This window comes from Nocardia sp. NPDC003963 (assembly GCF_053605105.1).
The window spans coordinates 23,979-45,713 of sequence record NZ_JBSGIP010000010.1 but is presented as its reverse complement, the minus strand read 5'-3'; the positions used below and the strand labels follow the sequence as shown (position 1 = coordinate 45,713).

Annotated in this window: 25 protein-coding genes and 1 pseudogene; 13 read left to right on the top strand and 13 right to left on the bottom strand. The window is 67.7% G+C overall.

All coding sequences use genetic code 11. The annotated features are described in order from the left end of the window. The first annotated feature begins 780 nt into the window (after positions 1-780). Positions 781-999, top strand: a complete 219-nt coding sequence (locus tag ACWEWT_RS18895; RefSeq protein WP_452560548.1) for a type II toxin-antitoxin system VapB family antitoxin — start codon at positions 781-783, stop codon at positions 997-999. Then, a complete protein-coding gene (locus ACWEWT_RS18890) occupies positions 996-1,409 on the top strand; it encodes a PIN domain-containing protein (RefSeq protein ID WP_452560546.1) in 414 nt (137 codons plus the stop codon). Before ACWEWT_RS18895 ends, ACWEWT_RS18890 begins: the two co-directional genes overlap by 4 nt. A gap of 180 nt (positions 1,410-1,589) precedes the next feature. Here ACWEWT_RS18890 and ACWEWT_RS18885 read toward each other — a convergent pair whose 3' ends face one another. Beyond that, a complete protein-coding gene (locus tag ACWEWT_RS18885) occupies positions 1,590-2,006 on the bottom strand; it encodes a VOC family protein (RefSeq protein WP_452560544.1) in 417 nt (138 codons plus the stop codon). 71 nt (positions 2,007-2,077) lie between these two features. Here ACWEWT_RS18885 and ACWEWT_RS18880 point away from each other — a divergent pair, with 71 nt between their 5' ends. Beyond that, the gene (locus ACWEWT_RS18880) at positions 2,078-3,121 is read left to right on the top strand and encodes a helix-turn-helix transcriptional regulator (protein WP_452560542.1); all 1,044 of its coding nucleotides are present in this window, start codon (positions 2,078-2,080) and stop codon (positions 3,119-3,121) included. A gap of 286 nt (positions 3,122-3,407) precedes the next feature. Here the strand turns inward: ACWEWT_RS18880 and ACWEWT_RS18875 are convergent, their stop codons facing one another. The 6 genes from ACWEWT_RS18875 to ACWEWT_RS18850 all read right to left on the bottom strand — a co-directional run bounded on the left by ACWEWT_RS18875 (position 3,408) and on the right by ACWEWT_RS18850 (position 9,487). After that, positions 3,408-4,205, bottom strand: coding sequence for a class I SAM-dependent methyltransferase (locus ACWEWT_RS18875; protein WP_452560540.1), 798 nt, complete (start codon positions 4,203-4,205; stop codon positions 3,408-3,410). Positions 4,206-4,262: 57 nt separating this feature from the next. Beyond that, positions 4,263-4,550 carry a hypothetical protein gene (locus ACWEWT_RS18870; RefSeq protein WP_452560538.1) on the bottom strand — a complete coding sequence of 96 codons (288 nt, stop codon included), beginning with the start codon at positions 4,548-4,550 and terminating at the stop codon, positions 4,263-4,265. Between the two features lie 167 nt (positions 4,551-4,717). After that, on the bottom strand, positions 4,718-5,947 hold the full coding sequence (locus ACWEWT_RS18865) for an FAD-dependent monooxygenase (RefSeq protein WP_452560536.1): 1,230 nt from the start codon (positions 5,945-5,947) through the stop codon (positions 4,718-4,720). 635 nt (positions 5,948-6,582) lie between these two features. After that, entirely contained in the window at positions 6,583-7,335 is a 753-nt protein-coding gene (locus ACWEWT_RS18860; protein ID WP_452560534.1) for a hypothetical protein, read from the bottom strand. Positions 7,336-7,794: 459 nt separating this feature from the next. Then, positions 7,795-8,112 (bottom strand): hypothetical protein, encoded by a 318-nt coding sequence (locus tag ACWEWT_RS18855; RefSeq protein ID WP_452560533.1) that lies wholly within the window; start codon positions 8,110-8,112, stop codon positions 7,795-7,797. Positions 8,113-8,209: 97 nt separating this feature from the next. Then, entirely contained in the window at positions 8,210-9,487 is a 1,278-nt protein-coding gene (locus ACWEWT_RS18850; RefSeq protein ID WP_452560531.1) for an MFS transporter, read from the bottom strand. 96 nt (positions 9,488-9,583) lie between these two features. Between ACWEWT_RS18850 and ACWEWT_RS18845 the strand changes: the two are divergent. Beyond that, a pseudogene (locus ACWEWT_RS18845) lies at positions 9,584-9,709 on the top strand (nuclear transport factor 2 family protein); the annotation flags it as partial. A gap of 34 nt (positions 9,710-9,743) precedes the next feature. Here ACWEWT_RS18845 and ACWEWT_RS18840 read toward each other — a convergent pair. Beyond that, a complete protein-coding gene (locus ACWEWT_RS18840; protein WP_452560529.1) occupies positions 9,744-10,334 on the bottom strand; it encodes a Fic family protein in 591 nt (196 codons plus the stop codon). Here ACWEWT_RS18840 and ACWEWT_RS18835 point away from each other — a divergent pair. Next, positions 10,300-11,034, top strand: coding sequence for a hypothetical protein (locus ACWEWT_RS18835; RefSeq protein WP_452560527.1), 735 nt, complete (start codon positions 10,300-10,302; stop codon positions 11,032-11,034). The two genes, ACWEWT_RS18840 and ACWEWT_RS18835, sit on opposite strands and share 35 nt — an antisense overlap. A gap of 32 nt (positions 11,035-11,066) precedes the next feature. Further along, positions 11,067-11,873, top strand: a complete 807-nt coding sequence (locus tag ACWEWT_RS18830; protein WP_452560525.1) for an NmrA family NAD(P)-binding protein — start codon at positions 11,067-11,069, stop codon at positions 11,871-11,873. A gap of 167 nt (positions 11,874-12,040) precedes the next feature. Here the strand turns inward: ACWEWT_RS18830 and ACWEWT_RS18825 are convergent, their stop codons facing one another. The 4 genes from ACWEWT_RS18825 to ACWEWT_RS18810 form a co-directional block, all read right to left on the bottom strand. After that, positions 12,041-12,430, bottom strand: a complete 390-nt coding sequence (locus ACWEWT_RS18825; protein ID WP_452560523.1) for a VOC family protein — start codon at positions 12,428-12,430, stop codon at positions 12,041-12,043. A 3-nt stretch (positions 12,431-12,433) separates the two neighbouring features. After that, positions 12,434-12,721 (bottom strand): ArsR/SmtB family transcription factor, encoded by a 288-nt coding sequence (locus tag ACWEWT_RS18820; protein WP_452560521.1) that lies wholly within the window; start codon positions 12,719-12,721, stop codon positions 12,434-12,436. Positions 12,722-12,807: 86 nt separating this feature from the next. After that, complete coding sequence (locus ACWEWT_RS18815; RefSeq protein WP_452560520.1) at positions 12,808-14,208, bottom strand: flavin monoamine oxidase family protein; 1,401 nt, start codon at positions 14,206-14,208, stop codon at positions 12,808-12,810. Between the two features lie 226 nt (positions 14,209-14,434). Continuing rightward, complete coding sequence (locus ACWEWT_RS18810) at positions 14,435-15,022, bottom strand: TetR/AcrR family transcriptional regulator (RefSeq protein WP_452560519.1); 588 nt, start codon at positions 15,020-15,022, stop codon at positions 14,435-14,437. A 168-nt stretch (positions 15,023-15,190) separates the two neighbouring features. Between ACWEWT_RS18810 and ACWEWT_RS18805 the strand changes: the two genes are divergently transcribed. The 4 genes from ACWEWT_RS18805 to ACWEWT_RS18790 all read left to right on the top strand — a co-directional run bounded on the left by ACWEWT_RS18805 (position 15,191) and on the right by ACWEWT_RS18790 (position 18,814). Further along, positions 15,191-16,066 (top strand): LLM class flavin-dependent oxidoreductase, encoded by an 876-nt coding sequence (locus ACWEWT_RS18805; protein ID WP_452560518.1) that lies wholly within the window; start codon positions 15,191-15,193, stop codon positions 16,064-16,066. Positions 16,067-16,345: 279 nt separating this feature from the next. After that, a complete protein-coding gene (locus tag ACWEWT_RS18800; protein ID WP_452560516.1) occupies positions 16,346-16,825 on the top strand; it encodes a MarR family winged helix-turn-helix transcriptional regulator in 480 nt (159 codons plus the stop codon). 73 nt (positions 16,826-16,898) lie between these two features. Continuing rightward, positions 16,899-18,323 (top strand): MFS transporter, encoded by a 1,425-nt coding sequence (locus tag ACWEWT_RS18795; protein ID WP_452560515.1) that lies wholly within the window; start codon positions 16,899-16,901, stop codon positions 18,321-18,323. Between the two features lie 68 nt (positions 18,324-18,391). After that, positions 18,392-18,814 carry a PPOX class F420-dependent oxidoreductase gene (locus ACWEWT_RS18790; RefSeq protein WP_452560513.1) on the top strand — a complete coding sequence of 141 codons (423 nt, stop codon included), beginning with the start codon at positions 18,392-18,394 and terminating at the stop codon, positions 18,812-18,814. 98 nt (positions 18,815-18,912) lie between these two features. Here ACWEWT_RS18790 and ACWEWT_RS18785 read toward each other — a convergent pair whose 3' ends face one another. Continuing rightward, positions 18,913-19,383, bottom strand: a complete 471-nt coding sequence (locus ACWEWT_RS18785; protein ID WP_452560511.1) for an SRPBCC family protein — start codon at positions 19,381-19,383, stop codon at positions 18,913-18,915. Positions 19,384-19,573: 190 nt separating this feature from the next. Here ACWEWT_RS18785 and ACWEWT_RS18780 point away from each other — a divergent pair, with 190 nt between their 5' ends. From ACWEWT_RS18780 to ACWEWT_RS18770, 3 genes are all read left to right on the top strand, one after another. Next, positions 19,574-19,735, top strand: coding sequence for an alkyl sulfatase C-terminal domain-containing protein (locus ACWEWT_RS18780; RefSeq protein ID WP_452560509.1), 162 nt, complete (start codon positions 19,574-19,576; stop codon positions 19,733-19,735). A gap of 120 nt (positions 19,736-19,855) precedes the next feature. Further along, positions 19,856-20,899, top strand: a complete 1,044-nt coding sequence (locus ACWEWT_RS18775; RefSeq protein ID WP_452560508.1) for a nitronate monooxygenase — start codon at positions 19,856-19,858, stop codon at positions 20,897-20,899. Between the two features lie 128 nt (positions 20,900-21,027). Continuing rightward, complete coding sequence (locus ACWEWT_RS18770; RefSeq protein WP_452560506.1) at positions 21,028-21,666, top strand: maleylpyruvate isomerase family mycothiol-dependent enzyme; 639 nt, start codon at positions 21,028-21,030, stop codon at positions 21,664-21,666. Positions 21,667-21,735 lie beyond the last annotated feature (69 nt).

Below are 21,735 nucleotides of genomic sequence, written 5' to 3'. Positions count from 1 at the left end.
GACCGGCGTGGCTCAGTTGGTCACCTTGCGGGCGAATCTCGTGATCTCGACGACGATCTGGTCGGGGTGGCCGTCGTTCTGGACCGGTGCGCCTAGGACAGTGTCGATGTGGGTGTAGCCAGGGGGGCCATGACGCGCTCGATGCTGAGGTCGCTCCAGAGCCCCGAGGAGGCCGGGCCGGACCAGCTCGCCCCGCAAGCCAGGCCAGGGACAGCTCCACCCATTCTGAAATCGGCATGAGCGCGTGCTTGAGCCCGCTAGAGCTAGGTGCATGGCGCTGGTGGCGGGAGGTAGGCCTGCAGCAGTGGGGCCGCGGGTGTTGGCGAAGACGCTATTTGGCTTCGGAACGTGAGCAGAGGGGTGAACAGTGCGTTTGACGTGCAGGTATTCGATCGGACCCCGGTCGAGTTCAGGTTCAACGTGTAGTCGCGTTTCGGTTCGACCTCAGGGCCTCCTCGCACAGGCGCCCGAACGTTCGGATATCGGGGTTCGCAGTTGCTGGTTCGGGCGTGTCGCTGCCGGACCATGCTCCCGCTCTGTGTGGCCGCCTCGAATGCGTGCTGCGGTCGTTCGGACGCAAGCGGGCGTTCGGAGCATGCCGCGGAATGCCGAGGTGAATCTCGCGGAGCTCGGGAAATGCAGCGAGTGAGAGGGCGGTGGCTCCGGTCGGTACTTCGGTTCTCACGCTCGAGCTGGAGACCCCGGTATGGCTGCGGCTGGAGTGGCCACGTGACCCTGTCCGATATATAATCAGACATATAAGAGACGGGAGGGGTATTCATGGCAGTCACAAGCGTCGACCTGGATCCACAGCTCATCGAGCGTGCCCGAGCGCTTACGGGCGAGCGGTCGAATCGAGCCGTCCTCGACCTCGCGTTGCGCCGACTCATCGCTTCGAAGCAGAAAGGTGCGATGATCGACGGTATCGCCGGACTGACCGACCTCGACCACGAGCTCGGCGCGCCGGTGGTCGCTCCGGGCGATTCCCGGCCCTCGTGACCGACTACCTGGTAGACAACTCGGTCTGGGCGAGGCTGGCCACTGGGGACCCGGGTATCACCGCGCGCCTGCGGCGTATCGAGCGAGCGCCGGCCGACCTGTTCGTTACCTGTCCGCCACAGGTGCTCGAGTTCTGCCACAGCGCCCGGACGCCCGACGAGCACGCGAACTACCGAGAGCAGATCTCCCTCGGGTTCCCGCTCGAGCACGCACCCGACGAATCGCTTGTACTCGATATCCAGGCAGCACTGTGGAACGCCGGGCTCGTCCGTGCGGCCGGCTCACACGACATCCTCATCGCCGGCTACGCCATCGTGAACGATGCGACCGTGCTTGCCGCGGACCACGACTTCGAACACATCGCGCGGGTGTCCGAACTACAGTGCGAATACATCGAACCTTCGCCGTGATGTTGGTTCGTGGCAGAACGCGGTCGAGTCCGGGTTCAACGTGTAAGTCGGGAATCGCTCCGCGGGTAGCCGGCCGGTACACGACAGGCTCGGCGAGTATCTGTGCGCGCTGTCCCACCGACTGAGCGATGTCGACCGATCGGCTGGGAGGATCCGATGAGCGTCGCGTAGCTCGGTGGCTCATGGCGCCTCGGTTCCCCCGTTCGTGAACCGGCCCTCGGCCGCCGCACTGATCGGTGTGAAGAAGTTGATCAGGTTGCCGTCCGGATCCCGGACGAGGAGCGAACGGTTGCCCCACGGCATATCGGTCGGTTCGTTGACGAAGACGTCGACGACATCTCGGAGTGCCTGGTAGGTCGCGTCTACGTCGTCGACCAGGAAATCCAGGGCGACGCTGCGGTTGGCACGAGCCTCGGCGACCTCGTTCCCGAGCAACCGGGCAGTCGCGGAGCCGGCGATCGCGAGTGTGCCGGTCGGGGTGCGTATTTCGGCGAACATCGGGTGAAGGCGCGCGGCGCTGATCCCGGTGGCCCTTTCGTAGAACGTGACCAGCGTGTCCAGGTCGTCGGTGAAAATCCGGGTGGCTGCCAGTCGCATCGCTGTTTCTCCTCGTTGTGTGAGTGCTCGGTGTTCGTATGGCTCATGGACCTGGCCTACGGAGAGACCGTATGCGGTATACCGGGCGTGATCTGCCCGGTATACCGGGGATGATCGATGTCATGGCCGATCCGACCGCGCGAGCGTTGCAGTTGCTGGAGTTACTGCAGTCCGCGCATATGCGCACCGTTGCCGAGCTGGCGGAACGCCTGGGTGTCGATGAACGGACGGTTCGCCGGGACGTAGCGCGACTGAGCGGGTCGGGAGTGCACATCGAGTCCGTGCGAGGCAGGTATGGCGGCTACCGGCTTGCGCCCGGCCGGCGCGTCCTTCCGATCATGTTCAGTAGTGCGGAAGTGGTGGCGGTCTTTCTCGGGCTCGCACATGCGCAGGCGATGCCGGGTGAGCCGGAGATCGCTGTGCAGACGGCGTTGTCCAAGGTCAGACGAGCGATGCGGCCGGAAGATGCGCAGCAGGTCGATACCGTATTCGAGGTGATGGGGCGCGGCTCACAGCACGGAGTCGTTGATCCCGATCCGGCCGTGATGCTCGCCCTGGCCGAAGCGGTGAGCCTTCGACGGGTCGTCGACCTGCGTTATCGCGACGGCGAGGGGATCCCGTCGCGGCGCAGGGTCCTTCCCTACGATTTGGTTGCGCATACGGGCCGGTGGTATCTCGTGGCGCTCGACTCGGAGAAGACGGAGGAGCGTACGTTCCGTGTCGACCGGATTCGCGCAACCCGCCTGCTCCCGGAAACCTTCGATGCGCCCCGGCGTCCCGACGCGGCGAACCGGCTCGTCGAGCACTTCGCCGACGCGAACTACCGGTGGCGGATCGTGCTTCGTATTCGAGCGACCGAAAACAGTATCCGGGCACATCTGCCGCGCAGCGTCGCTCGGCTCGAGCGTCTGGATCATGCGGTGGACAGCGCGGGCTGCTCCGGCCCGCCCTGGTATCGAGCCGAGATCCGTGCCGAGAGTCTCGACTGGATCCCTGCCGTTATCGCGGCACTGGACTGCGAGGTGCTGATCGATTGCCCGGACGAGCTCCGCGACCGGGTGCGGGCCGCAGCTACGCGGATGCTCCATGCGGCATCCGGTGAAGAACACCGGTAGGCCCGGGCACCGAGCCCACCGGGGTGCGCCACATTCGCCAGCGGCGTCGGCAGTCGGATATGAGGGCCTGTCGGCAGAATCAGGCCAGGAAAAGCCTGGAGTTGCCATCAGGTGCTTCGTCGGCGGCCGCGTCCTCGTAGAACCCGACGTGGAACCGCACGTCGGCATTGCGCGGTGGTCTGGTTCCACTGTGGCCGGATCCGCCTGCGTCCTGTACCCGGCGAGGGCCGACTGCGCAGCCCGCGCGCGCAGCGGTATCGGCCGGATGTTTCGGTCCATTCAGGGATCAGGTCGTGGTTGCCGGAGGGGCAGTGGGGGGAGCCTGCGGTCGGTCAGTGTGCAGAACGAAGAACAGGAAGCACAGGAATCTGTTGTGGGCACTATCGCCGAGCACCTCGGGGAGCAGATCACGAGCGGCGGGCAGGGCCGGCGGTTCGCTGATGACACCGATGCGGAAGCCGGCCGCGGTGAAAGCGTCGGTCATCGCATGCAATGGCCGGTCCCAGAAACTCAGCCGGGCAGTCTGTCCGCCCATGGTCCATTCGTCTATCCGGTTGCGGGTCTGGAAATAGTCGGTCGTGTCCCCGGCCGAGCGCTGTCCCAGGAAATTGGCGAAAGGATGCTCGACGGAGACGATGAGCCGACCGTCGGGTCTCAGCACGCGTCGCAGCTCGGCCAGCGCCGGTCGCCAGTCCTGTAGGTAGTGCAGGACCAGAGAGGCGATAACGTCGTCGAACGTATCGTCGGGAAAAGGTAGCGGGTCGGCCAGGTCGGCGAGCCGCAGGTCGGCATCGACGCCGAGGCGCCGTCGCGCGTGCTCCAGCATCCGGACGCTCGAGTCGATTCCGGTCGGGACGGCGCCACGATCACGCAGTGCGGCGAACAGCAGACCCGGGCCGCAACCGACGTCGAGGATCCGCTTTCCCGCCACGTCTCCGGCGAGGTCGAGGATTGCGGGCCGGTTGTAGTACGCGTGCAGGACACCGGTCTCGTTCTCGGCCGTGTAGCCCTCGGCGATGCTGTCATAGCCGCTCGCCCGGGCCGGATCAGGTGGAAGCGCATGGCCTTCGGAAGGCGGATTCATGCACTTCATCCTGGCACGTCACACCGAAACGCATTGTGAAGCTGTGTCACTCGGCCCTCAGTCGAACACCACACTGCGGATTCGGCCGGTGTATCGGGCCGCTCTCTCCATGGCGTCGCCGGCAGCATCCAGCTCGATCAGCGCCTCCGCCAGCACTTCCCGTGCGCCGGCGACGCAGTAGCCGGGAGTGGTCAGTGCCCCGGCGCCGACGGTGTCGATGATCAGACCCGATTCGGGTAGGGCCGCGTACCCATCGGACAGTTCGGAGACTGCGCGACGCAGCTCGTTCAATTGCGCCGGCAACTGGCTGCGTTGATTTTCGAGCTCGATCGGATTCGTCACCATGCGGTCCAGTCTGCACCGGCTGTTCGGATGTCGATTGTGTCGAGTGGATATCTCCCGTCCGACCGGGGCCGGTGTCCACGATCGCGGAGCCACCCTCGGCCGACTCGACACGCCAACTTCCACTTTCCGGCGTTTCCCGGCCCCGGCACGCCGTCCCGCTCGACGCGTTATGTGACACCTACGGCCGGCGAAGTGGTCGGTGGCCCGGCCGACGTTCCGGAGTCCGGCACCCCCATGTAGTCGGGCAGTTCGACGCCGTTGATCGCGCGCTCGACCAGCTCGGCGAACCATTCTCCGGTGAAATCGGGGCCCGGTTCGGCATCCGGCCCGGGGATGTCGCGGCTGCGAGCGTTCAATCGGCCGATCTCCTGGTTGGCCTCGACGAACGAGCGCATCCGCCGCTCGTAACCGGCGAAGCCCACCGCCGGATCCCAATCTGCGGCGGCCAGCTCACCGGCCAGCAGGTAGGCGCCGACCAGAGCCAGCCCGGTGCCCTGCCCGGACATCGGCGACGAGCTGAACGCCGCGTCCCCGAGCAACCCCACCCGGCCGCTCGACCAGCGGTCCATGACCACCTGGGCGACCTGGTCCAGATAGAAGTCCGGGGTGTCGTCCAGATGCGCGAGGATGCGCGGTGTCAACCAGCCCAGGCCGGCCATCCGCTCGCGCAGCAGCCGTTTCTGGGCCGCGATATCGCGGTGGTCGACGTCGAGGTCGGCCGCGGGGAAGGAGAACATGGCCATCGCCCGGGTGGCGTCCGGGATGGGCCGCAGGCCGGCGGAGCGCCCGGACTCCTGGTGGTCGATCAGCCAGCGGTCCAGCCCGAATTCGTTGGGCACGCTGTAGAAGGCCAGTACGTGTCCGAGGTGGCGGACGAACCGCTCGCGCGGCCCGAAGATCATCCCGCGCAGTGCCGAGTGGAGCCCGTCTGCCCCGACCACCAGCCCGAAGCGCCGCCGGTCGCCGCCCTCGAAGGCCACGTCGACCCCGTCGGCGTCCTGGGTGAGTTCGGCGATGCGGTCGCCGAAGAGGTACTCGACATCGTCGCGGGTGTCGTCGTGGAGCACCCGGGACAGGTCTCCGCGCAGGATCTCGATCTCCGAGATGTACCCGTCGCCGCCGTCATCGTCCGCGCGGTAGGTCTCCAGCACGTTCCCGTCCCCGTCGACGGTATACGCGCCGGCGGTCTCGGTGCGGGCCGCGCGCACCGCCGCGTCCAGGCCCATCCGCCGGATGACCTCCTTGGCGACCCCGCGCGCGTCCACCGCCTGCCCGCCGGGACGCAGCTCCGAGGCACGCTCCACCACGGTCACCTCGGCCCCCCGCCGGCGTAGCCAGTGGGCCAGCGCGGGCCCCGCGATGCTCGCCCCCGCCACCAACACCCTGTTACCGCTCACTGCGCCACCTGCTCACTCGTCCGGACCGGCTGCTTGTGCCGGGGCCGTGGACGCCGGTCATGATGTCCCGGCTCCTTTTGTACACGTTGCGCTTTCGCCGTTCGGCGAGACGTCGAGCCAGGAATCGACTTCCGCATCCAGTGCCTCCATACGTTTCTTCCCGAGTTGGGACGGATCCGGTACCGGTCCACCGCTGCCGGTTCATCCAGAGGTATCGACGGAGGATCCACCCCGGAACTCATCGGTGCGGCCGAGATCGCATTCGAGCTCGGGCGAATGCTCCGACCTCGGCGATCACGAGACGGTCGGTACGAGGCGCGGCCTCGGGTATTTCCCCGGTCAGCGGTCACCGACGAAACGACCGTCGCTCCCTGTCGTTTCGTCGACCCGTGTGAGGAATTGATCCCGCCGGGCGAAATCGGTGAGTTCACGTCCGGCGACGAGGTACGTGCCGGTCGGGAGTTCGGTATCGAGCAGGCCTCAGTAGTCGTGGCAGACCGAGGCGACGATATCGCCGCGTTCGTAGATTTCCCGGGTGATTCGCTGCCGGCCCGTGCTGTCGGCGAAGTGGCACATCCCCGCGTGTCCACCGGTGAAGTAGATGGTGTCGTAGCCCGCCGATGGGAACTCTGGTTCTAGTGGTAAGGGCTCGGAAGAGGTGTCACCGGATCGACCGGGGGAGGGCTCGGTGTGGCTGGTGATTCCGTGGGATCCGGCTGCTCCACCGACGGCCCGTGTGTTTCAGCGAAGTATTTGTCCCACAACTTTTCGTAATCGGATTTGTAGCTGTCGAACGGATACCAGTCGCCACGTTCGGTCAAGAGCTCGCGAGCTTCGTCCCGCGAGACCAGGTCTTCCGATGCCGCCATGTAGAGGCCCGCCACTGATTCTTCGACCCCTCCGATATCGGGACCTCCAGCATCCATGATCTCCTGGCGCACCTGAGCCGCGACCAGCTCGCTTTCGGCTTCGGAGAGTCGGCGCTGCTGGATATTCCGCTCGAGCCAGGTGCTGTACTCCTCATCGGGGAACGGCATCGTGAGCTCCCAGTCGAACCGACCGGGATACGCGTGCCCGATTTCGTGCGCGAGAGTGGAGGTGGCCGCCAACGGATCGCTCTTCAGGGAATCGTCGAGGACTATTGTTTTGGAGCCCCTCCGGGTCTCGCCTGATTCGATGATCGTCCGGGTCTCGTCGAGGTCGATGGCACCGTATCCGATCGTCCACCCCGCGGCTCGCAGGTCCACCAACTGTTGACGCAGAAGAGGGGACATCTCGGCGAGCTTCTCCACGGCGGGATCGATTTCGGATGTCACCGGCGGTTCCGTGAAGACCGGATCGTCGAAGACCAGCTGGTAGATCGCCGACCCGGAGGTCGCCCCGACCACGACAGCGAAAACGTTCAGTTTGGTGAAAATCCGAGGGCGATCAGCCTTCCCTAGTTCATCTGTCTTCCGTACACCGTGGGCGAAACCCCGGTATTCGGTGGACGTGCGGCCGGCCGCGGAGTTCAGTAGCCGGGAAGACCGGGCCGCGGCCTGGCGCAGTCCCGCAGCGGGTGACCCGGGAATGGGTATCTTCATCGGAGCGGGGGCGCGGCGGCCGGTGGCCGGTGGGAAGCGGCGCGGATTCCGCTCTGGTGGGGAACATGCCGGACCGTATCAGCCATGGTCGCTACCGCTTTCGTCACGCTATGGCGACAGGCTAGCGAGCGCGCGGCGGGGGCCGCAACGGTCCGGGAGAACAGAGTTTGCCCGGTTCGTTGTGAAGGGTGCACGGAGCCGGCGGCGTGGTGTCGATCAGGTGGGTCGGCGGGGTGATCCACCGCCGACCCGGCCGGGCAGGATCTACGCTTGGATGATCTCGACATGCACCAGCGCGTTCAGCGAGTCGCAACTGGCCCAGGACTGGTTCTGCCCGTACTGCACCGGGCCGTACTTCCAGTAGGTGAACGGAACCGGCCACGCGACGCAGGTGAGCTTCACCTGATGCCAGGTCGGCAGCTCGCAATTGGCCATCCCGCCGGTGTTGAAGACGTTGTAGACGTGACAGTTGGCCTGCCACACCGGTACGTCGGCCTGAGCCACGCCACTACCGGCGAGCGCAGCGGCCGCCGTCGCGGTGGCAACGATGGCGCCGGCGGCAAACCGCTTCGCAGATCGCATGTCGAACCTCCTGAATAGATGTTGTCCAGAACATCGCAGACCTGCGGCTCTTGTTACTCGAACCGTTCGTGACAGTTACCGTCTCCGGCGGCCGGGCCTACCCGTTGCCGGAACTTGTGCGAGCGGCCGGCTTCGGTGCTGCCCACACCGCGTGGACGCCGGCCGGTCCGGCACCTCGGTCGGTCGCGATGAGCAGTGCCGCGCAACCGATTCCCGACAGCACCAGGCTGGTTCCGAAAAGAGCCGGGTAGCCGAGCAGCTCACCCACCGTCCCCGCGGCGAACCCCGCGATACCCTGCACCGTCACTATCGCGCATGCCAGCAGTGTGTAGTCGCTTCCGGCGTGGTCGGGGTCGGCGGCATCCATCATGAGGGTGAACACCGCCACCGTCGCGGCGCCGCCGAGGATGTGTTCGGCCAGACTCGCGGTGACGATCAACTCGAATCCGCCGATCCCGAGCGCGCAGCACAGGTAGAGGGCCAGGCTCGCGGTCTGGGTGACCCCACCGATCAGCAGCGCGCGGCGGCGGCCGTACCGGTAGCACAGCCAGCCGCCCAGCGCCGCCCCCGCGAGTGCCCCGGCAGAGGACAGGACCCCTTTGACCAGGGCTATTTGCGCGAGTGTGAGTCCGGTATCGGACATGAACGGTCCGACCATCGCCGATCCCATGGAATCGCCGAATTTGAAGCCACCGATGAGGAGGATGAACACGAGCATGCCGGGTCGGCGTAGACGCTGCCACCATCCCAGCAGCAACCGCCCCGGGTTCGCCGGCGTTCGCGGGGCATTGCGGACCGGGGTGCGCGGTGACCACCACACCGGTATCGCGGTGGCCAGCAGCAGGATCGACATCGCCAGGAAAAGGCTTCGCCACCCGGCGAGCGCGAACAACCACAGCAGTGCGCCGCCGCCCACGATCATCCCGATCCGGTAGGCGCCGACCTGGATACCGTTGCCCAGCCCCCGTTGCCGCGGCCCGAGGAGCTGGACGGCGAGACCGTCGGTGGCGATGTCCTGGGTGGCCGAGACGGCGTTGACCACGGCGACACCCACCAGTAACCAGCGCAGTGCGGACGAAAGGTCCAGGCAGGCGAGTCCGAGGGTGACCGCCGAGGCGGCGAGTTGCAGGGACAGCAGCCACTGCCGCCGTGTGCCGTAGTGGTCGACGTAGGGCGCCCACAGGAATTTCAGCGCCCACGGCGCGAACAGGACACCGGTGGCGCTGATCTCGATGAGCGAGAAACCGGATTCGCGGAGCACGACCGGCAGCGCCTGGGTGAAGAACCCGTACGGCAGACCTTGCGCGAAGTAGAGGGCGGTCAGCAGAACCAGAGTCCCGGCGGAGATCGTGCCGGGGCGAGCCGTGGTTCTCATGCGGCAATCCTGGCAGACCTACGCGCTCCCCGCCGCCGGCGGCTCGGCGGGGCCGCCGTCGTGGTCGATCGCCGCGTTATCCGGCGTCCCGGGGCCGATGGAAGCGGTATGAATGCCGCCGGTTACTACGACGATCACCTGGTTCGGACCTCCGAGGGTTGGCGTATCGCCCGGCGTCGTTTCACCACGGTCCGGATCAGCGCGGTCGGAGGTCCGGCATGATCGTCGCGATGGCCGGCTTCCGGGTTCGGTCCTGCTATCGATCCAGGCCCTCGGCGCGCAGTTCATCCAGCTGCCGACGACAACCATCGATATCTTGATAGTCCCCGCAGCCGAACGGCGCAGTCGACCGGCCGAGGGCGCGGTAGCGTTCGTAATCGTCGGCCAGACCGAATAATTCGACCGGGTCCGCATCGGCACCCAGTTGTTCCAGCCGGTTCGCGCGCTCGCCGAACGCGGCGCTGCCGGTCCGCACCGCTTCTGCCCACTCCGGTGTAGTGGAGAAGACATCCCTGTCGAAATCGGGCAGCGCGGCCGGGGGTAGTCCGTCGCATTCCAGCGACCAGTTCATCAGCAGCCGGGAGAACCGGCCGTTGTAGTCCTGCCAGGGGTGGATGGATACGGCGCGTTGCTGGAGTTCCGCGGCGAGCGCACAGGGATCTGACACGGGTCGGCTGCGTGCCGCGTTGTACCAGTCGCACAGTGATTCGAGTTCCGCCCGCGCGGCCTCCGGTGTGGAGATCCGGTACTTCAGGCCGCCGTCGAGCAGGAATCCGCCGGTGCCCGCCGGTGCCCGGCGGTAGATATTCGAGATGCGGATCGGCCTCGACCCGCGCGATCTCGGCATCGGTGAGCCGACGGGTCTGGGTGCCCCAGCGCTCGCGATCGGCGAAGAGTCCGCCCGATCCTTCCGGGCAGAAGCGCCCCAGGCGCTGGTGGAGTTCGGTCATGAACGATACGGACAGATCGCGGGCGCCGTATCGCCGGGCGAACACGCGGGCATCCAGGTAGCCGGCCCACTCACCGTCGCCGAAAAGCAGTTCCGGATGCGGCTGATCCCTGATCAGTGCCATCCGGTGGAGAGGTTCGTCGATGAGCAGACTCGATTCCAGCGCGCGTTGTGCCCTGGAGCGCAACCCCAGTTCGGCCGATCGGCTGTCGATGATGTCGGCTCTCGCGTCGAGGTCGGCATCGGTCTCCGAGAGATGGTGTGCGCTCTCTTCGTCGGCGTTCCGCATGTGTGGCGCTGCTCGATCGCTGAGTTTGTCACCCACCCCACGCATCTGCGAGGCCGCGGAGTCCGCCGCTTCCTCCAGCCGCCTGATCTCGGGCAGGACCTTCTTCCGCATGAGCTCCGCGAGAACGGTACTGGTCTGCACTCTCCACCTCGACCGTCGGGCTTGCCGGCTCCGGGTTCGATTCGAGTATGCGGGACAACGGGGCCCGGTGTGCGAGATCGGGTGTCCGTGGGCGGGGATCCCCGGTGCCACGGAGCGAATGTCGGGGCCGTGGCCCTGCACCTCCGATTTGACCTGAACTTTTGTTGAGGTCTTAGTGTCGCCGCGGAAGGGAGTTCGTGATGACGATTCTGGTAACGGGCGCAACAGGAAACACCGGTAGGCATGTGGTGGCCGAGCTGCTGCGCAGAGGAAGTCGAGTGCGGGCGCTGACTCGTGATCCGGTACGGGCCGCGGGACTGCTGCCCGCCGGAACGGAGCTGGCCGGCGGTACGCATACGGAGCCGGAGGCATTGGATGCCGCGTTGGACGGTGTCACCGGACTCCACATCACCGTCACAGCCGGGGTGGCCGATAGCGGCCCCGAACTGGTCCGGCGCGCGGTCGCCGCCGGGGTCGAGCGGATCACCATCCTCTGGGGTGGATACGTCGGCCCGGCCGAGCGGGCGGTCGAGGAATCCGGAGTGGCCTGGACGCGGCTCGAACCGCAGGAGTTCATGTCCAACGCGCTCACCTGGGCCGCGTCCATTCGCGACGAGGGCGTGGTGCGGGAGCCGTTCGATATGCCCAGCGCGGTGGTCCACGAGGGCGATCTGGGTGCCGTCGCCGCGATCGCGCAGACGGAGCGGGGGCATTCGGGTCGTGCGTACAACCTGAACGGTCCCGAGGCGTTGACCACCGGAGAGCGGGTGACACTGCTCGCCGGTGCGCTCGGCCGCGATATCGCCTTCGAGGAGATCGGCCGCGAACGCGCGATCGAAAGGTTTCTGCGCGAAGGGGTCTCGCTGTCCGATGCCGAGTATGTGGTGGGCTGGCATGCCGACCCGCCGCCGGAGGCGCGGATTCCGGACGGCACCCTCGACCGGATCCTGGGCCGGCCCGCCCGGACGTTCGCCGACTGGATGCGGGAACACAAGGACCGGTTCTGACCATGCGAGGTCCGCGCCCGGTGCGATGAGTCGAGTGCCGGGGGTGATCCCCGCCGCCGGAGCTCGGAGTCCGCTTGTGTGGACCGAGTCCGAGCTCCGGAGCGGGTCGCGCTACGAGCCCCCGGGGCGTGCCGGTTCGGCACTCGGGGGTGGCGCAACGTGCGGAATCAGGCTTTGTGCTCCGCGATCTGGATGAGGTTGCCGCAGGTGTCGTCGAGAACGGCGGTGGTGACGGGACCGTGGTCCACCGGCGCCTGGGTGAATCGGACGCCGAGGCCCCGCAGCCGTTCGTATTCCGCGTGGATATCGTCGACGGCGAAAGAGGTGAACGGGATACCGTCTTCCGCCAGCGCGTTCTTGAAGGGTTTGGCGGCCGGGTGGGCATCGGGTTCCAGCAGCAGCTCGACCCCGTCGGGCGCCTCCGGGGAGACGACGGTCAGCCAGCGGTACTCGCCCGTGGGGACGTCGGTCTTCTTCGTGAAGCCGAGTGTGTCGGTATAGAAAGCCAGTGCCTTGGTCTGGTCGTCGACCCAGACGCTGGTGACGTTTATCCGCATCTACTACTCCTTCAGCCAGCGGTCGGTGAGATTCCGCAACGGTTCTCGGTTCAGGTAGTGGAACTTGTACCGGCCCTCCCGGCTCGTCCGTACCAGGCCGGCGCCGGAGAGTACGTCGAGATGCTGGGATATGGCCTGCCGGGTGGACGAGAGCTGGTGGCGCATCGTCAGCCGGCCGCAGATTTCGAACAGTGTCTGCCCGTCGCGTTCGGCGAGTTCGTCGAGGATCACGCGACGGGTGGGGTCGGCCAAGGCCCGGAACACTTCGCTCGGGTCGGTACTTCCGCTCACGCCCTCACTATAGGCAAGTAGATGCTTGCCTGTCACGCGGGAGACCTCGGCGTACTCCTGAACTCAGCTTTCGCGGTTCGCGGTCCTCATCGGTCCGGATGACCTCGGCCGTTCGCCCGGCTCCCGGACGAGGCCACGATGTCCTGTTCCAGGACCTCGTCGGCCGCGCGTTCACCGGAGCGCACCGCGCCGTCCACCCACCCGCACATCACCGCCGAACTCTCGGTGCCGGCCCAGTGGATCCGGCCGCACGGGGTCCGCAGGGTGTGACCGAACTGGGTGAGCACACCGGTGGGTGCGTGGCTGAGCATCCCGCCACCGGAATAGCGCTCGGCGCTCCAGTCCTGTTCGACGTAGTCGACCGGGGTGCGGACCCGGTCGCCGAAGCGGTCGGCGAGGGCGTCGAGAATCGTTCGCCGCCGTTCGGCGGGGTCGAGCTGTCCGATCCGCCGCGCGATAGGGCCCTCCACGATGACGCACAGGACGCCGGGGCGGCCGGTATCGGTGCAGGCGTCGATGGTGATGGTGGCCGGTGAACCCGGCGCCGCCGACTGGCCCGACAGGCCGTCGTCGCGCCAGAACGGCTCGTCGTAGACGAGGGAGATCTTGATGATGGCGCCGCTGGGCATCCGCTGATGCAGGAACGAGCGGTCGACCGGCAGTATCGGTTCGTAACGGATCTGGCTCGCGATGGCCAGGGGCACCGCGACGATCACACGCCGGGCGCGCACAGTGGTCTTACCGGAGAAGACGGTGACCCCGTCGGCATCCTGCTGGATCCGCCGCACCGGCCGGGCGAGATGGACCGCGTCGCCGAGTTCGGCCGCCATCGGGCGATAGATGGCACCCATTCCGCCCACCGGCCGGGAATCCTGGGCACCGTCCTCGATACCCAGCACGAAACCGGGGCCGCCGCCGGACGCCATCTGATACAGCGCGAAGAGCAGCGACACTTCCGAAGCGGCGGAGGTGTAGCAACCGGCGATCGCGGTTTCGAGGAGTTCGTGGGCGGCCTTGGAGACGACGTGGGTGTTCAGCCAATGCGCCAGGGTGATGCGATCCCAGCGGTCGGCCTGCTCGGCCGTCCACGGCGCGTCGAGTGGAATCGACTTGCACAGGTGGCCGAGATCGAGCAGGGCGGCGCCGAGGTTCATCGCCACCCACGGGCTCATCGACCACGGAATGGTGCCGCTGTAGCGATATTGTCTGCCCTCGACGAGCATGATCGCCTCACCGCCGGTGTACTGCTTGTAGCTCGCTATCCCGTACTCCCGCATCAGGGCGCTGATCCGCTCCTGTCCGGGGCCGATCCAGGCACCGCCGCGGTCGATCCAGGACCCGTCGGTCCGGGTTTCGGTGAAGGTGCGCCCGCCGAGCCGGTCGCGGGCTTCCAGCAGTGCCACGGTGCGGCCCGCCTGTTTCAGGCGCAGGGCCGCGGTCAGTCCGGCGAATCCCCCGCCTACCACGCAATAGTCGACGTCTGTCATCAGCGCCGCCTCGGATCGGAGTTGTGTGCGCGGCCGCGTGGGCGGGCGCACTCGTCGGCGCATCGGGAACCAGCGGTGCGCCTCCAGGGAGAACGGTTAGCGCTTCGAGCTGTACGGGCAATTCTAGAGGCAGGACGCTACCCGGGGCGGTGCGCCTCCGTGTCCGGGCGGGAGTGTGCGGAACCGCCCGGCCACCGGGGCGTCCTGGCGCCGGCGACCGGAATCCTCAGCGCGCTCGTAGTCCCTCGAGGACGAGCCCGACCATCCGGCGCGGATCGTAGCGGCGGTCGTGACCGGCGCCGATGCACAGATTGCCCACCCCCCGCATCAGCTCGTAGGCATCCGTGCCCGGGACGGTCTCGCCCGCCGCCTCGGCGGCGTCGAGGAGTTGCGCGCAGACGGGCAGCAGGCGGTCGATGAAATAGGCGTGCAGGGGTTCGAAGGCGGCATTGTCGGATCGGAGCGCCTCGGCGAGGCCGTGTTTGGTGATCAGGAAGTCGACGAAGAGATCGATCCAGCGGGTCAGGGCGGTATGCGGGGTGGGACCTTCGGCGAGCAGGATCGGGCCTGCCGCGGCGCAGGCCTCGACCTGGTGCCGGTACACCGCCACGACGAGATCGGAGCGGGTGGGGAAGTGGCGATAGATCGTGCCGACGCCGACCCCGGCGCGGGCGGCGATATCGCGTACGGGCACCTCGACACCGGCGGCGACGAACGCCGCGGCGGCCGCGTCCAGCAGGGCCGCCTGATTGCGCCGGGCATCGGCCCGTTTCCGCGGAGCGGGGGTGCGCGCCCCGCTGTCTTCTGCGGCCACTCCGTAATGTCCTCTCGCTCTGCTTGGCAAACGGAACATGGTTCCGTATGTTGGTTATCGGAACATCGTTCCGCTTTCAGGATGCCAGAAAGCATCGTCTCTTCGCCCGGGCGGCCCGGCCGGTCGCTCGGACGAGCATGCCCTCCAACGTTCGGAGAAGGACCCTCCATGTCGCAATCATCCCGGCCCAGCTTCGGAATCATGACCGCCCCCATGCACGTCGACTACCAGGACATCCTGCGTGTCTGGCAGGAGGCCGACGGAATTCCCGGAATCGAACACGCCTGGCTCTTCGATCACCTGCTGCCGATCGCCGGTGATATGAACGGACCGATCCACGAGGGCTGGACTCTGCTCTCCGCGCTTGCCGCGCAGACCGCCCGGCTCCGTCTCGGGCTACTGGTCACCAGTAACCGTTTCCGGCCGCCGGCGGTGCTGGCCAAGATCGCGACGACCGTCGATATCGTCTCCGGGGGCCGCCTGGACTTCGGGATCGGCGCCGGGTCGCGCCCCGGCCTGCCGGCGGCCCGGCGCGAATACGAAGCGCACGGATTGCCCTATGACGATTTCGGTGATTCCGTCGAAAACCTGGCCGAGGCCTGCACGGTGATCCGGCGGCTGTGGACCGCGGACGAACCGTTCGATGCCACGGGCACGCGTATTCATCTCCGGGGTGCGATCGGGAACCCCCGGCCTGTTCAACGCCCCCATCCGCCGATCATCATCGGTGGCCGCTCGAAGGCGGTGTTGCGGGTCGTCGCCGAACATGCCGATCTGTGGAATATCCCGGGCGGCGATATCGCCGACGCCGTCGCGCGCAGTGCCCTGCTGGACGATTACTGTGCCGAGATCGGCCGGGATCCCGCATCGGTGGTCCGGTCCCTCTTCCTGCCGGTCTCCTACGACCGCCCCGCGGATACCCGGGCCTCGATCGCGGAGGCACTCGACGCCGGATTCACCCATATCGTGCTGGGGCTTCCGGCTCCGTATCCGGCCGGTATCGCGCAGTGGGTGGCCGACGAACTGGTCGCGGTAGCCGGGTAGTCCGGGTGGCGCGTCTCCTCGGGACACCGCCGTGCTGTGGAATGGGCCGGGTTCCGCGGATGGCAGCATCGTGGAAGTGGATGCCAGAACCGGGCCGGTGCCCCGTTTCGAAGTCGGGGCGGGGTACGCGGTGTACCGCGGAGCGACAACGGACAGCAGTATCCGCAGAGCTCCGGTCGCTGTCGCGGCGGTGGCCGGGGACGAACTCCGGTGTCGGCCGGGCTACGGCCGACAGGACGGTTCGCCGTAGAAGATCTACAACGGAACTACTATGGCTGCATGACTGCCATGGCTCCCGTCCGCGCCGAACCGGACCTCTCGTTCCTGCTCGACCGCACCAGTCACGTCCTGCGCACCCGGATGGCGGCGGCGCTGGCGGAGATCGGATTGACCGCCCGTATGCACTGTGTACTCGTCCATGCGCTGGAGGAGGAGCGCACTCAGGCGCAACTGGCGATCCTCGGTGATATGGACAAGACCACGATGGTGGTCACCGTCGACGCGCTGGAGAAGGCCGGGCTGGCCGAGCGCCGGCCTTCAACGGCCGACCGCCGCGCCCGGATCATCGCTGTCACCGATGCGGGGCGCAAGGTCGCCGAGCGGAGTCAGCGGATCGTCGACGGTGTGCACAGTGCGGCACTCGGATCGTTGCCTCCCGCCGAACGGGACACTCTGGTGCGCGCCTTGCGGAATCTGACCGAAGGGCATCTCGCCGAGGCCGTGGAAGCGCCGTCGGCCGCGCGCCGCGCCCGGCAATAGATCCCCAATAGATTGTCTGCAACAAAACTATCTATTACAGTCTCTCCTGTCGGGTTCCGGACAGGAGAACACCATGAGCTTTCCCGCACGTCTCGCCCTCGCCGTACTGTCGGCCGCAACTCTCATGACCGTCCTCGACGGCAGTATCGTGACCGTCGCACTCCCGGAGATACAGCGTGACCTGGGATTCACCGCCGCCGGGCTGAGCTGGACGGTCAACGCCTACCTGATCGCCTTCGGTGGACTGCTGCTACTGGGCGGGCGGCTCGGCGACCTCGTCGGCCGCAAGACGATCTTTCTGATCGGGAACGCGGTGTTCACGGTCGCGTCCGTCATCGCCGGAGCCGCCACCACCCCCGCGATATTGATCGCGGCCCGCTTTCTCCAGGGGGTGGGCAGCGCCTTCGCCTCCGCCGTCGCGCTCGGCATCCTGGTGACGCTGTTCACCGAGAACCGGGAGCGCAAGGCCGCGATCGGGGTCTTCGCGTTCACCGGCGCGGCTGGGGCCGCGCTCGGACAGGTACTGGGCGGGGTGCTGACCGACGCATTCGGCTGGCACTGGATCTTCCTGATCAATGTGCCCATCGGCCTGGCCACGGTCGGGCTGGCGATCGCTGTCCTACCGGCGGATCACGCGACCGGTTCCGCCGGCCGGGCCGATCTCACCGGCGCCGCACTGGTCACGGCGGGACTGATGGTCGGCATCTACACCGTTGTCGAGATCGAGGACCACGGCTGGACCTCGGGACACACCCTCGGGCTCGGGGCCGTATCCCTCGCGCTGCTGGTTGCTTTCGTCCTGCGTCAGTCGCGGATCGGTGATCCGCTGCTGCCCCTGCGGATCTTCCGCTCGCGTAACGTCGCGGGAGCCAATCTGGTGCAGATGCTGACCGTTTCGGCGATGTTCGCCTTCCAGGTGCTGCTCGCGCTCTACCTACAGCGCGTACTCGGGTACGGGGCACTGGAAACCGGCCTGGCCATGCTGCCCGCGGCCGTCGCGATCGGCGGGGTCTCGCTGTTCGGCTCGGCTCGGCTCACCCTCCGTTTCGGCGAACGTGCCGTGCTGATCGCGGGATTGCTGCTGCTGACCGCCGCCATGACCCGGCTCGCCTGGTTACCGGTGCACGCGTCCTACCTCGCGGATCTGCTGCCGGTGATGGTGCTGATCGCCGGATTCGGGCTGGTACTTCCCGCGCTCACCGCGCTGGGTATGTCCGGCGCCGAGGCCGGCGACGCCGGACTGGTCTCCGGGCTGTTCAATACGACCCAGCAGATCGGCATGGCGCTCGGCGTCGCGGTGCTGACCACCCTGGCCGCGTCGCGCACCGGTGTCCTGCTGAACGCCGGAGCGCCCGCCACCGACGCGCTGACCGGGGGCTACCGGGTGGCATTCGCCGTCGCGGCCGGACTGCTGGTGGCCGCGCTGGCCGTCGCGATCACGGTGTTGCGCCCGGCAGTCCCGGCTCGCCCGCATATCGAGGCCGCCCCGGTCGCCTGATCCGGGCGCAGTCCACCGGCACGTACGCACTCATCCGCCGACCATCGGAAACGAACGAAAGAATTGTCATGACGATCGAATTGAACGAGGAAGCACGCCGTCTGCTGGACGGGAAGAACTTCGCCACCGTGGCGACGATAGAACCGGACGGCCGGCCGCAGACCTCGGTGGTCTGGATGGACCGCGAGGGCGACTCGATCCTGTTCTCCTCGACGACCGACCGCCGCAAGGTCCGGAACCTGGCCCGGGATCCGCGGATCGGGCTCACCGTCTTCGATTCCGCGAATCCCTATCGCTCGGTCGATATCCAGGGCACCGCCGAACTGATCGAGGACCCGGACAAGACGTTGCCGCTGCGCCTGTCCCGGAAATATCTCGGACAGGACCCGCCCGCCGAAGCCGAGCACATCCGGCGGTTCATCGTCCGCATCACACCGGAGCGGATCACCGGGTTCTCCGTACCGGACCCCGGCGCCGGCGCGTCCGGCTGACAGTCGTCTCCGGTTGTACGGCGCGGCCACCGTGGCCGCGCCGCCGTTCCTCGTTTCCGGCTTCGCCGCCGCCCCGGCCCGAGCCGGGGCGGCCACGCTCAGGCGGTCGCCTCGGCTCGGCCCTTCAACCGCACGAGGCCCTTCTCGAAGTCCGGTCCGATGAACCGGTCCATGGGGAACAGGAAGCCGAACACCTTGAAGAACAGGTTCTTGCGGCCGGTCATCCGCCAGGTCACCTCGGTGGCGTCGCCGGTCGGTACCAGCAGGAACGTCACCTCGTTCCGATTCTTGAACGGTTTGCGGAAGGCCAGGTCGATCCCGACCCGCCCCGGTTCGGAGGCGGTGACCGTCATCGTCCCGGCGCCCGCTTTGCGGTTGCCCTCCCAGTCGTAGCGAGCGCCCACTCCCGATCCCGGACCGGAATAGGTGCGGTCCAGGTCGGGGTCGGCGTCCTCCCACGGTGACCAGTCACGCCAGTGGTGGAAATCGTCGACGAGTGCGCGTATCCGGGGTTCGGGTGCGGCGATGGTGGTCGCGCGCTCGACGACGAACGTACTCGAATCGGACATACCCTCTTCTCCTGCGGGGGAGGTAGGCGCGACGTCACGCGGTGCGCCACGGTCACCGGAATTATGCATCGATACTGACGTCCCGGGATCGATGCCGGGGTTCACCCGTTTCGGGCGAACCCCGGCGGACCCGCCCCGGCCTACCCTGTGCGAGCGGTACGACCTCGTTCACCAGGGAGGAATCGCCGGTATGTGCTACGAACCCGGATCCGCGACAGCGGCGAGACCGGCCGCAGCCGAAGAACTCACCGCGTCGGGCGCGGTCCGGCTCGCGGGCGACAGCACCGCGCTGACCGATCCGGCCGCGATACTCGACGATTTCGATCCCGCGTTCCCGATCGTCACTCCGTGAGCGTGGGTGTCCGGGCCGATCCGTGACGCAGGGAACAGCGTGCCCACCCGGTTGTCGTGCCGGGCGCGCCGGTGAGGAGGCTGGGTAGCGACCGGTCCGGTATCGACGTGGAGGTGGTTCGTGTTCGAGTTCGGAGATCTCGACGTACCGATCGTGGCGGCGCCGATGGCCGGTGGGCCCTCGACGCCGGAGCTGGTGGCCGGTGTCGCGGCGGCGGGCGGCCTGGGCTTCCTGGCGGCCGGATACAAGACCCCCGAGGCCGTGGCGTTGCAGATTCGTGAGGTCCGGGCGCGTAGCGACGCGGTATTCGGTGTGAATCTCTTCGTGCCGCAGCGTAATTCCTACGATGCCGCGGCTGTGGAGCAGTACCGGACCAGGCTGGGGGCGACCGCGCGACGGTACGGGATCGAGCTGCCCGCCGTCCGGGAATTCGACGACGACCGGTTCGCCGAGAAGGTGGATCTGCTGGTCGACCAGCGGGTACCGGTGGTCTCGCTGACCTTCGGCCTGCCGCCGGCGGAGACGGTGGAGCGGTTACGTGCGGCGGGGTCGGTGGTGATCGCGACGGTGACCGATTCGGCCGAGGCGCGGGCCGCGGTGGAGACAGGCGTCGACGCGCTGTGCCTGCAGGGGCCCGAGGGTGGGGGACATCGCGGAACGTTCCGGGTGGAGGACGAGCCGGGTACGACACCGCTCGTCGAACTCCTCGACGAGATCACCGCCCGGTGCCCGCTGCCGGTGATCGCCGCGGGCGGGATCTCCGACGGGGCGCGCATCGTCGAGGTACTCGCGCACGGGGCGGTGGCCGCCCAGCTCGGTACCGCCTTCCTGCGCAGTGCTGAATCCGGGGCGAAAACGGCGCACAAGGACGCGCTGGCCGATCCGCGGTTCACCACGACGGTGGTGACCCGTGTCTTCTCCGGCCGGCCCGCCCGTGGGCTGGCCAACGATTTCGTCGCCGAATACGGTACGGCGCCGGCCGCGTATCCGCAGATCCATCACCTCACCAGTCCGATCCGGGCGGCCGCGGCAGAGAAGTACATCGCCGGTGATATGGCCCTGTGGGCGGGTACCGGGTTCCGGTCGGCGTCGCCGGATCCGGCGGGCACGATTCTGCGGCGGCTCTGGGACGAGGCGCTGGTATCCGGAGCGGCGCACGGCTGATCGACCGGCCGGGCAACGTCCGGAGGTCGCCTTCGCCGCTCGGCGCGGGTGAGCGGGATTGTCGGTGCCGATCCGTAGTGTGCGGTTCGTCACCCCCGGGACCGGGGCCGAGCCCATCTGGAGGCGCTGTGGAGAACGTGTGGCCGACCGTCCGGGCCGAGCGGACGGCGCTCATCGCGGATCTCGAAGGGCTCACCGCCGAGCAGTGGGCGAGCCCGTCGCTGTGCGCCGGCTGGACCGTGCACGATGTGCTCGCGCATATCGTCGCCACCGCGAAAACCTCGGCATCCGGTTTCTGCTGGCAGTTCGCCCGCGCCCGCTTCGATTTCGACCGGTTCACCGAGAACGGCGTCGAACGGGAACGCGGCGCGACACCCGCCGAGACGCTGGACCGGTTGCGGGCGGTCCTGGACCGCACCGTCAGCCCGCCCGCGCCGCGCGACAGCCGGCTGGTCGAGATGATCGTGCACGGGGAGGACATCCGGCGGCCCCTGGGGATCACCCGGGAATACCCGGTGCAGGCCACCGCCGACGCCCTGCGGCTCCAGTTGCGGACCTCGGCGGGGTTCGGCGGCGGGAAGGAGTTCACCGCCGGGCTCACCCTGGTGGCCGACGACGCGGAGTTCACCGCGGGCGCGGGCCCGCAGGTGCGGGGCCCGCTGCTATCGCTGTTGCTGGCAGCCTCGGCGCGCGACGTAGCGGTCGCCGACCTGTACGGAGACGGCTCGGATACGTTGCGGCAGCGGCTGGCGGCCGGACCCGCCTGAAGCGCACGCGGCGCTCCGAGCGGCGCGTCCGGGGTACTACCTGTCGACCGATCGCCGAAATCGTCGTAG

Bases quoted from the DNA above. Each gene is read 5' to 3' on its own strand.
- ACWEWT_RS18895 (WP_452560548.1), top strand. From the start codon at position 781: ATGGCAGTCACAAGCGTCGACCTGGATCCACAGCTCATCGAGCGTGCC.
- ACWEWT_RS18885 (WP_452560544.1), bottom strand. From the start codon at position 2,006: ATGCGACTGGCAGCCACCCGGATTTTCACCGACGACCTGGACACGCTG.
- ACWEWT_RS18880 (WP_452560542.1), top strand. From the start codon at position 2,078: ATGCGGTATACCGGGCGTGATCTGCCCGGTATACCGGGGATGATCGAT.
- ACWEWT_RS18875 (WP_452560540.1), bottom strand. From the start codon at position 4,205: ATGAATCCGCCTTCCGAAGGCCATGCGCTTCCACCTGATCCGGCCCGG.
- ACWEWT_RS18870 (WP_452560538.1), bottom strand. From the start codon at position 4,550: ATGGTGACGAATCCGATCGAGCTCGAAAATCAACGCAGCCAGTTGCCG.
- ACWEWT_RS18855 (WP_452560533.1), bottom strand. From the start codon at position 8,112: ATGCGATCTGCGAAGCGGTTTGCCGCCGGCGCCATCGTTGCCACCGCG.
- ACWEWT_RS18850 (WP_452560531.1), bottom strand. From the start codon at position 9,487: ATGAGAACCACGGCTCGCCCCGGCACGATCTCCGCCGGGACTCTGGTT.
- ACWEWT_RS18835 (WP_452560527.1), top strand. From the start codon at position 10,300: ATGCGGATCGGCCTCGACCCGCGCGATCTCGGCATCGGTGAGCCGACG.
- ACWEWT_RS18840 (WP_452560529.1), bottom strand. From the start codon at position 10,334: ATGCCGAGATCGCGCGGGTCGAGGCCGATCCGCATCTCGAATATCTAC.
- ACWEWT_RS18830 (WP_452560525.1), top strand. From the start codon at position 11,067: ATGACGATTCTGGTAACGGGCGCAACAGGAAACACCGGTAGGCATGTG.
- ACWEWT_RS18825 (WP_452560523.1), bottom strand. From the start codon at position 12,430: ATGCGGATAAACGTCACCAGCGTCTGGGTCGACGACCAGACCAAGGCA.
- ACWEWT_RS18815 (WP_452560520.1), bottom strand. From the start codon at position 14,208: ATGACAGACGTCGACTATTGCGTGGTAGGCGGGGGATTCGCCGGACTG.
- ACWEWT_RS18805 (WP_452560518.1), top strand. From the start codon at position 15,191: ATGTCGCAATCATCCCGGCCCAGCTTCGGAATCATGACCGCCCCCATG.
- ACWEWT_RS18800 (WP_452560516.1), top strand. From the start codon at position 16,346: ATGACTGCCATGGCTCCCGTCCGCGCCGAACCGGACCTCTCGTTCCTG.
- ACWEWT_RS18795 (WP_452560515.1), top strand. From the start codon at position 16,899: ATGAGCTTTCCCGCACGTCTCGCCCTCGCCGTACTGTCGGCCGCAACT.
- ACWEWT_RS18790 (WP_452560513.1), top strand. From the start codon at position 18,392: ATGACGATCGAATTGAACGAGGAAGCACGCCGTCTGCTGGACGGGAAG.
- ACWEWT_RS18785 (WP_452560511.1), bottom strand. From the start codon at position 19,383: ATGTCCGATTCGAGTACGTTCGTCGTCGAGCGCGCGACCACCATCGCC.
- ACWEWT_RS18780 (WP_452560509.1), top strand. From the start codon at position 19,574: ATGTGCTACGAACCCGGATCCGCGACAGCGGCGAGACCGGCCGCAGCC.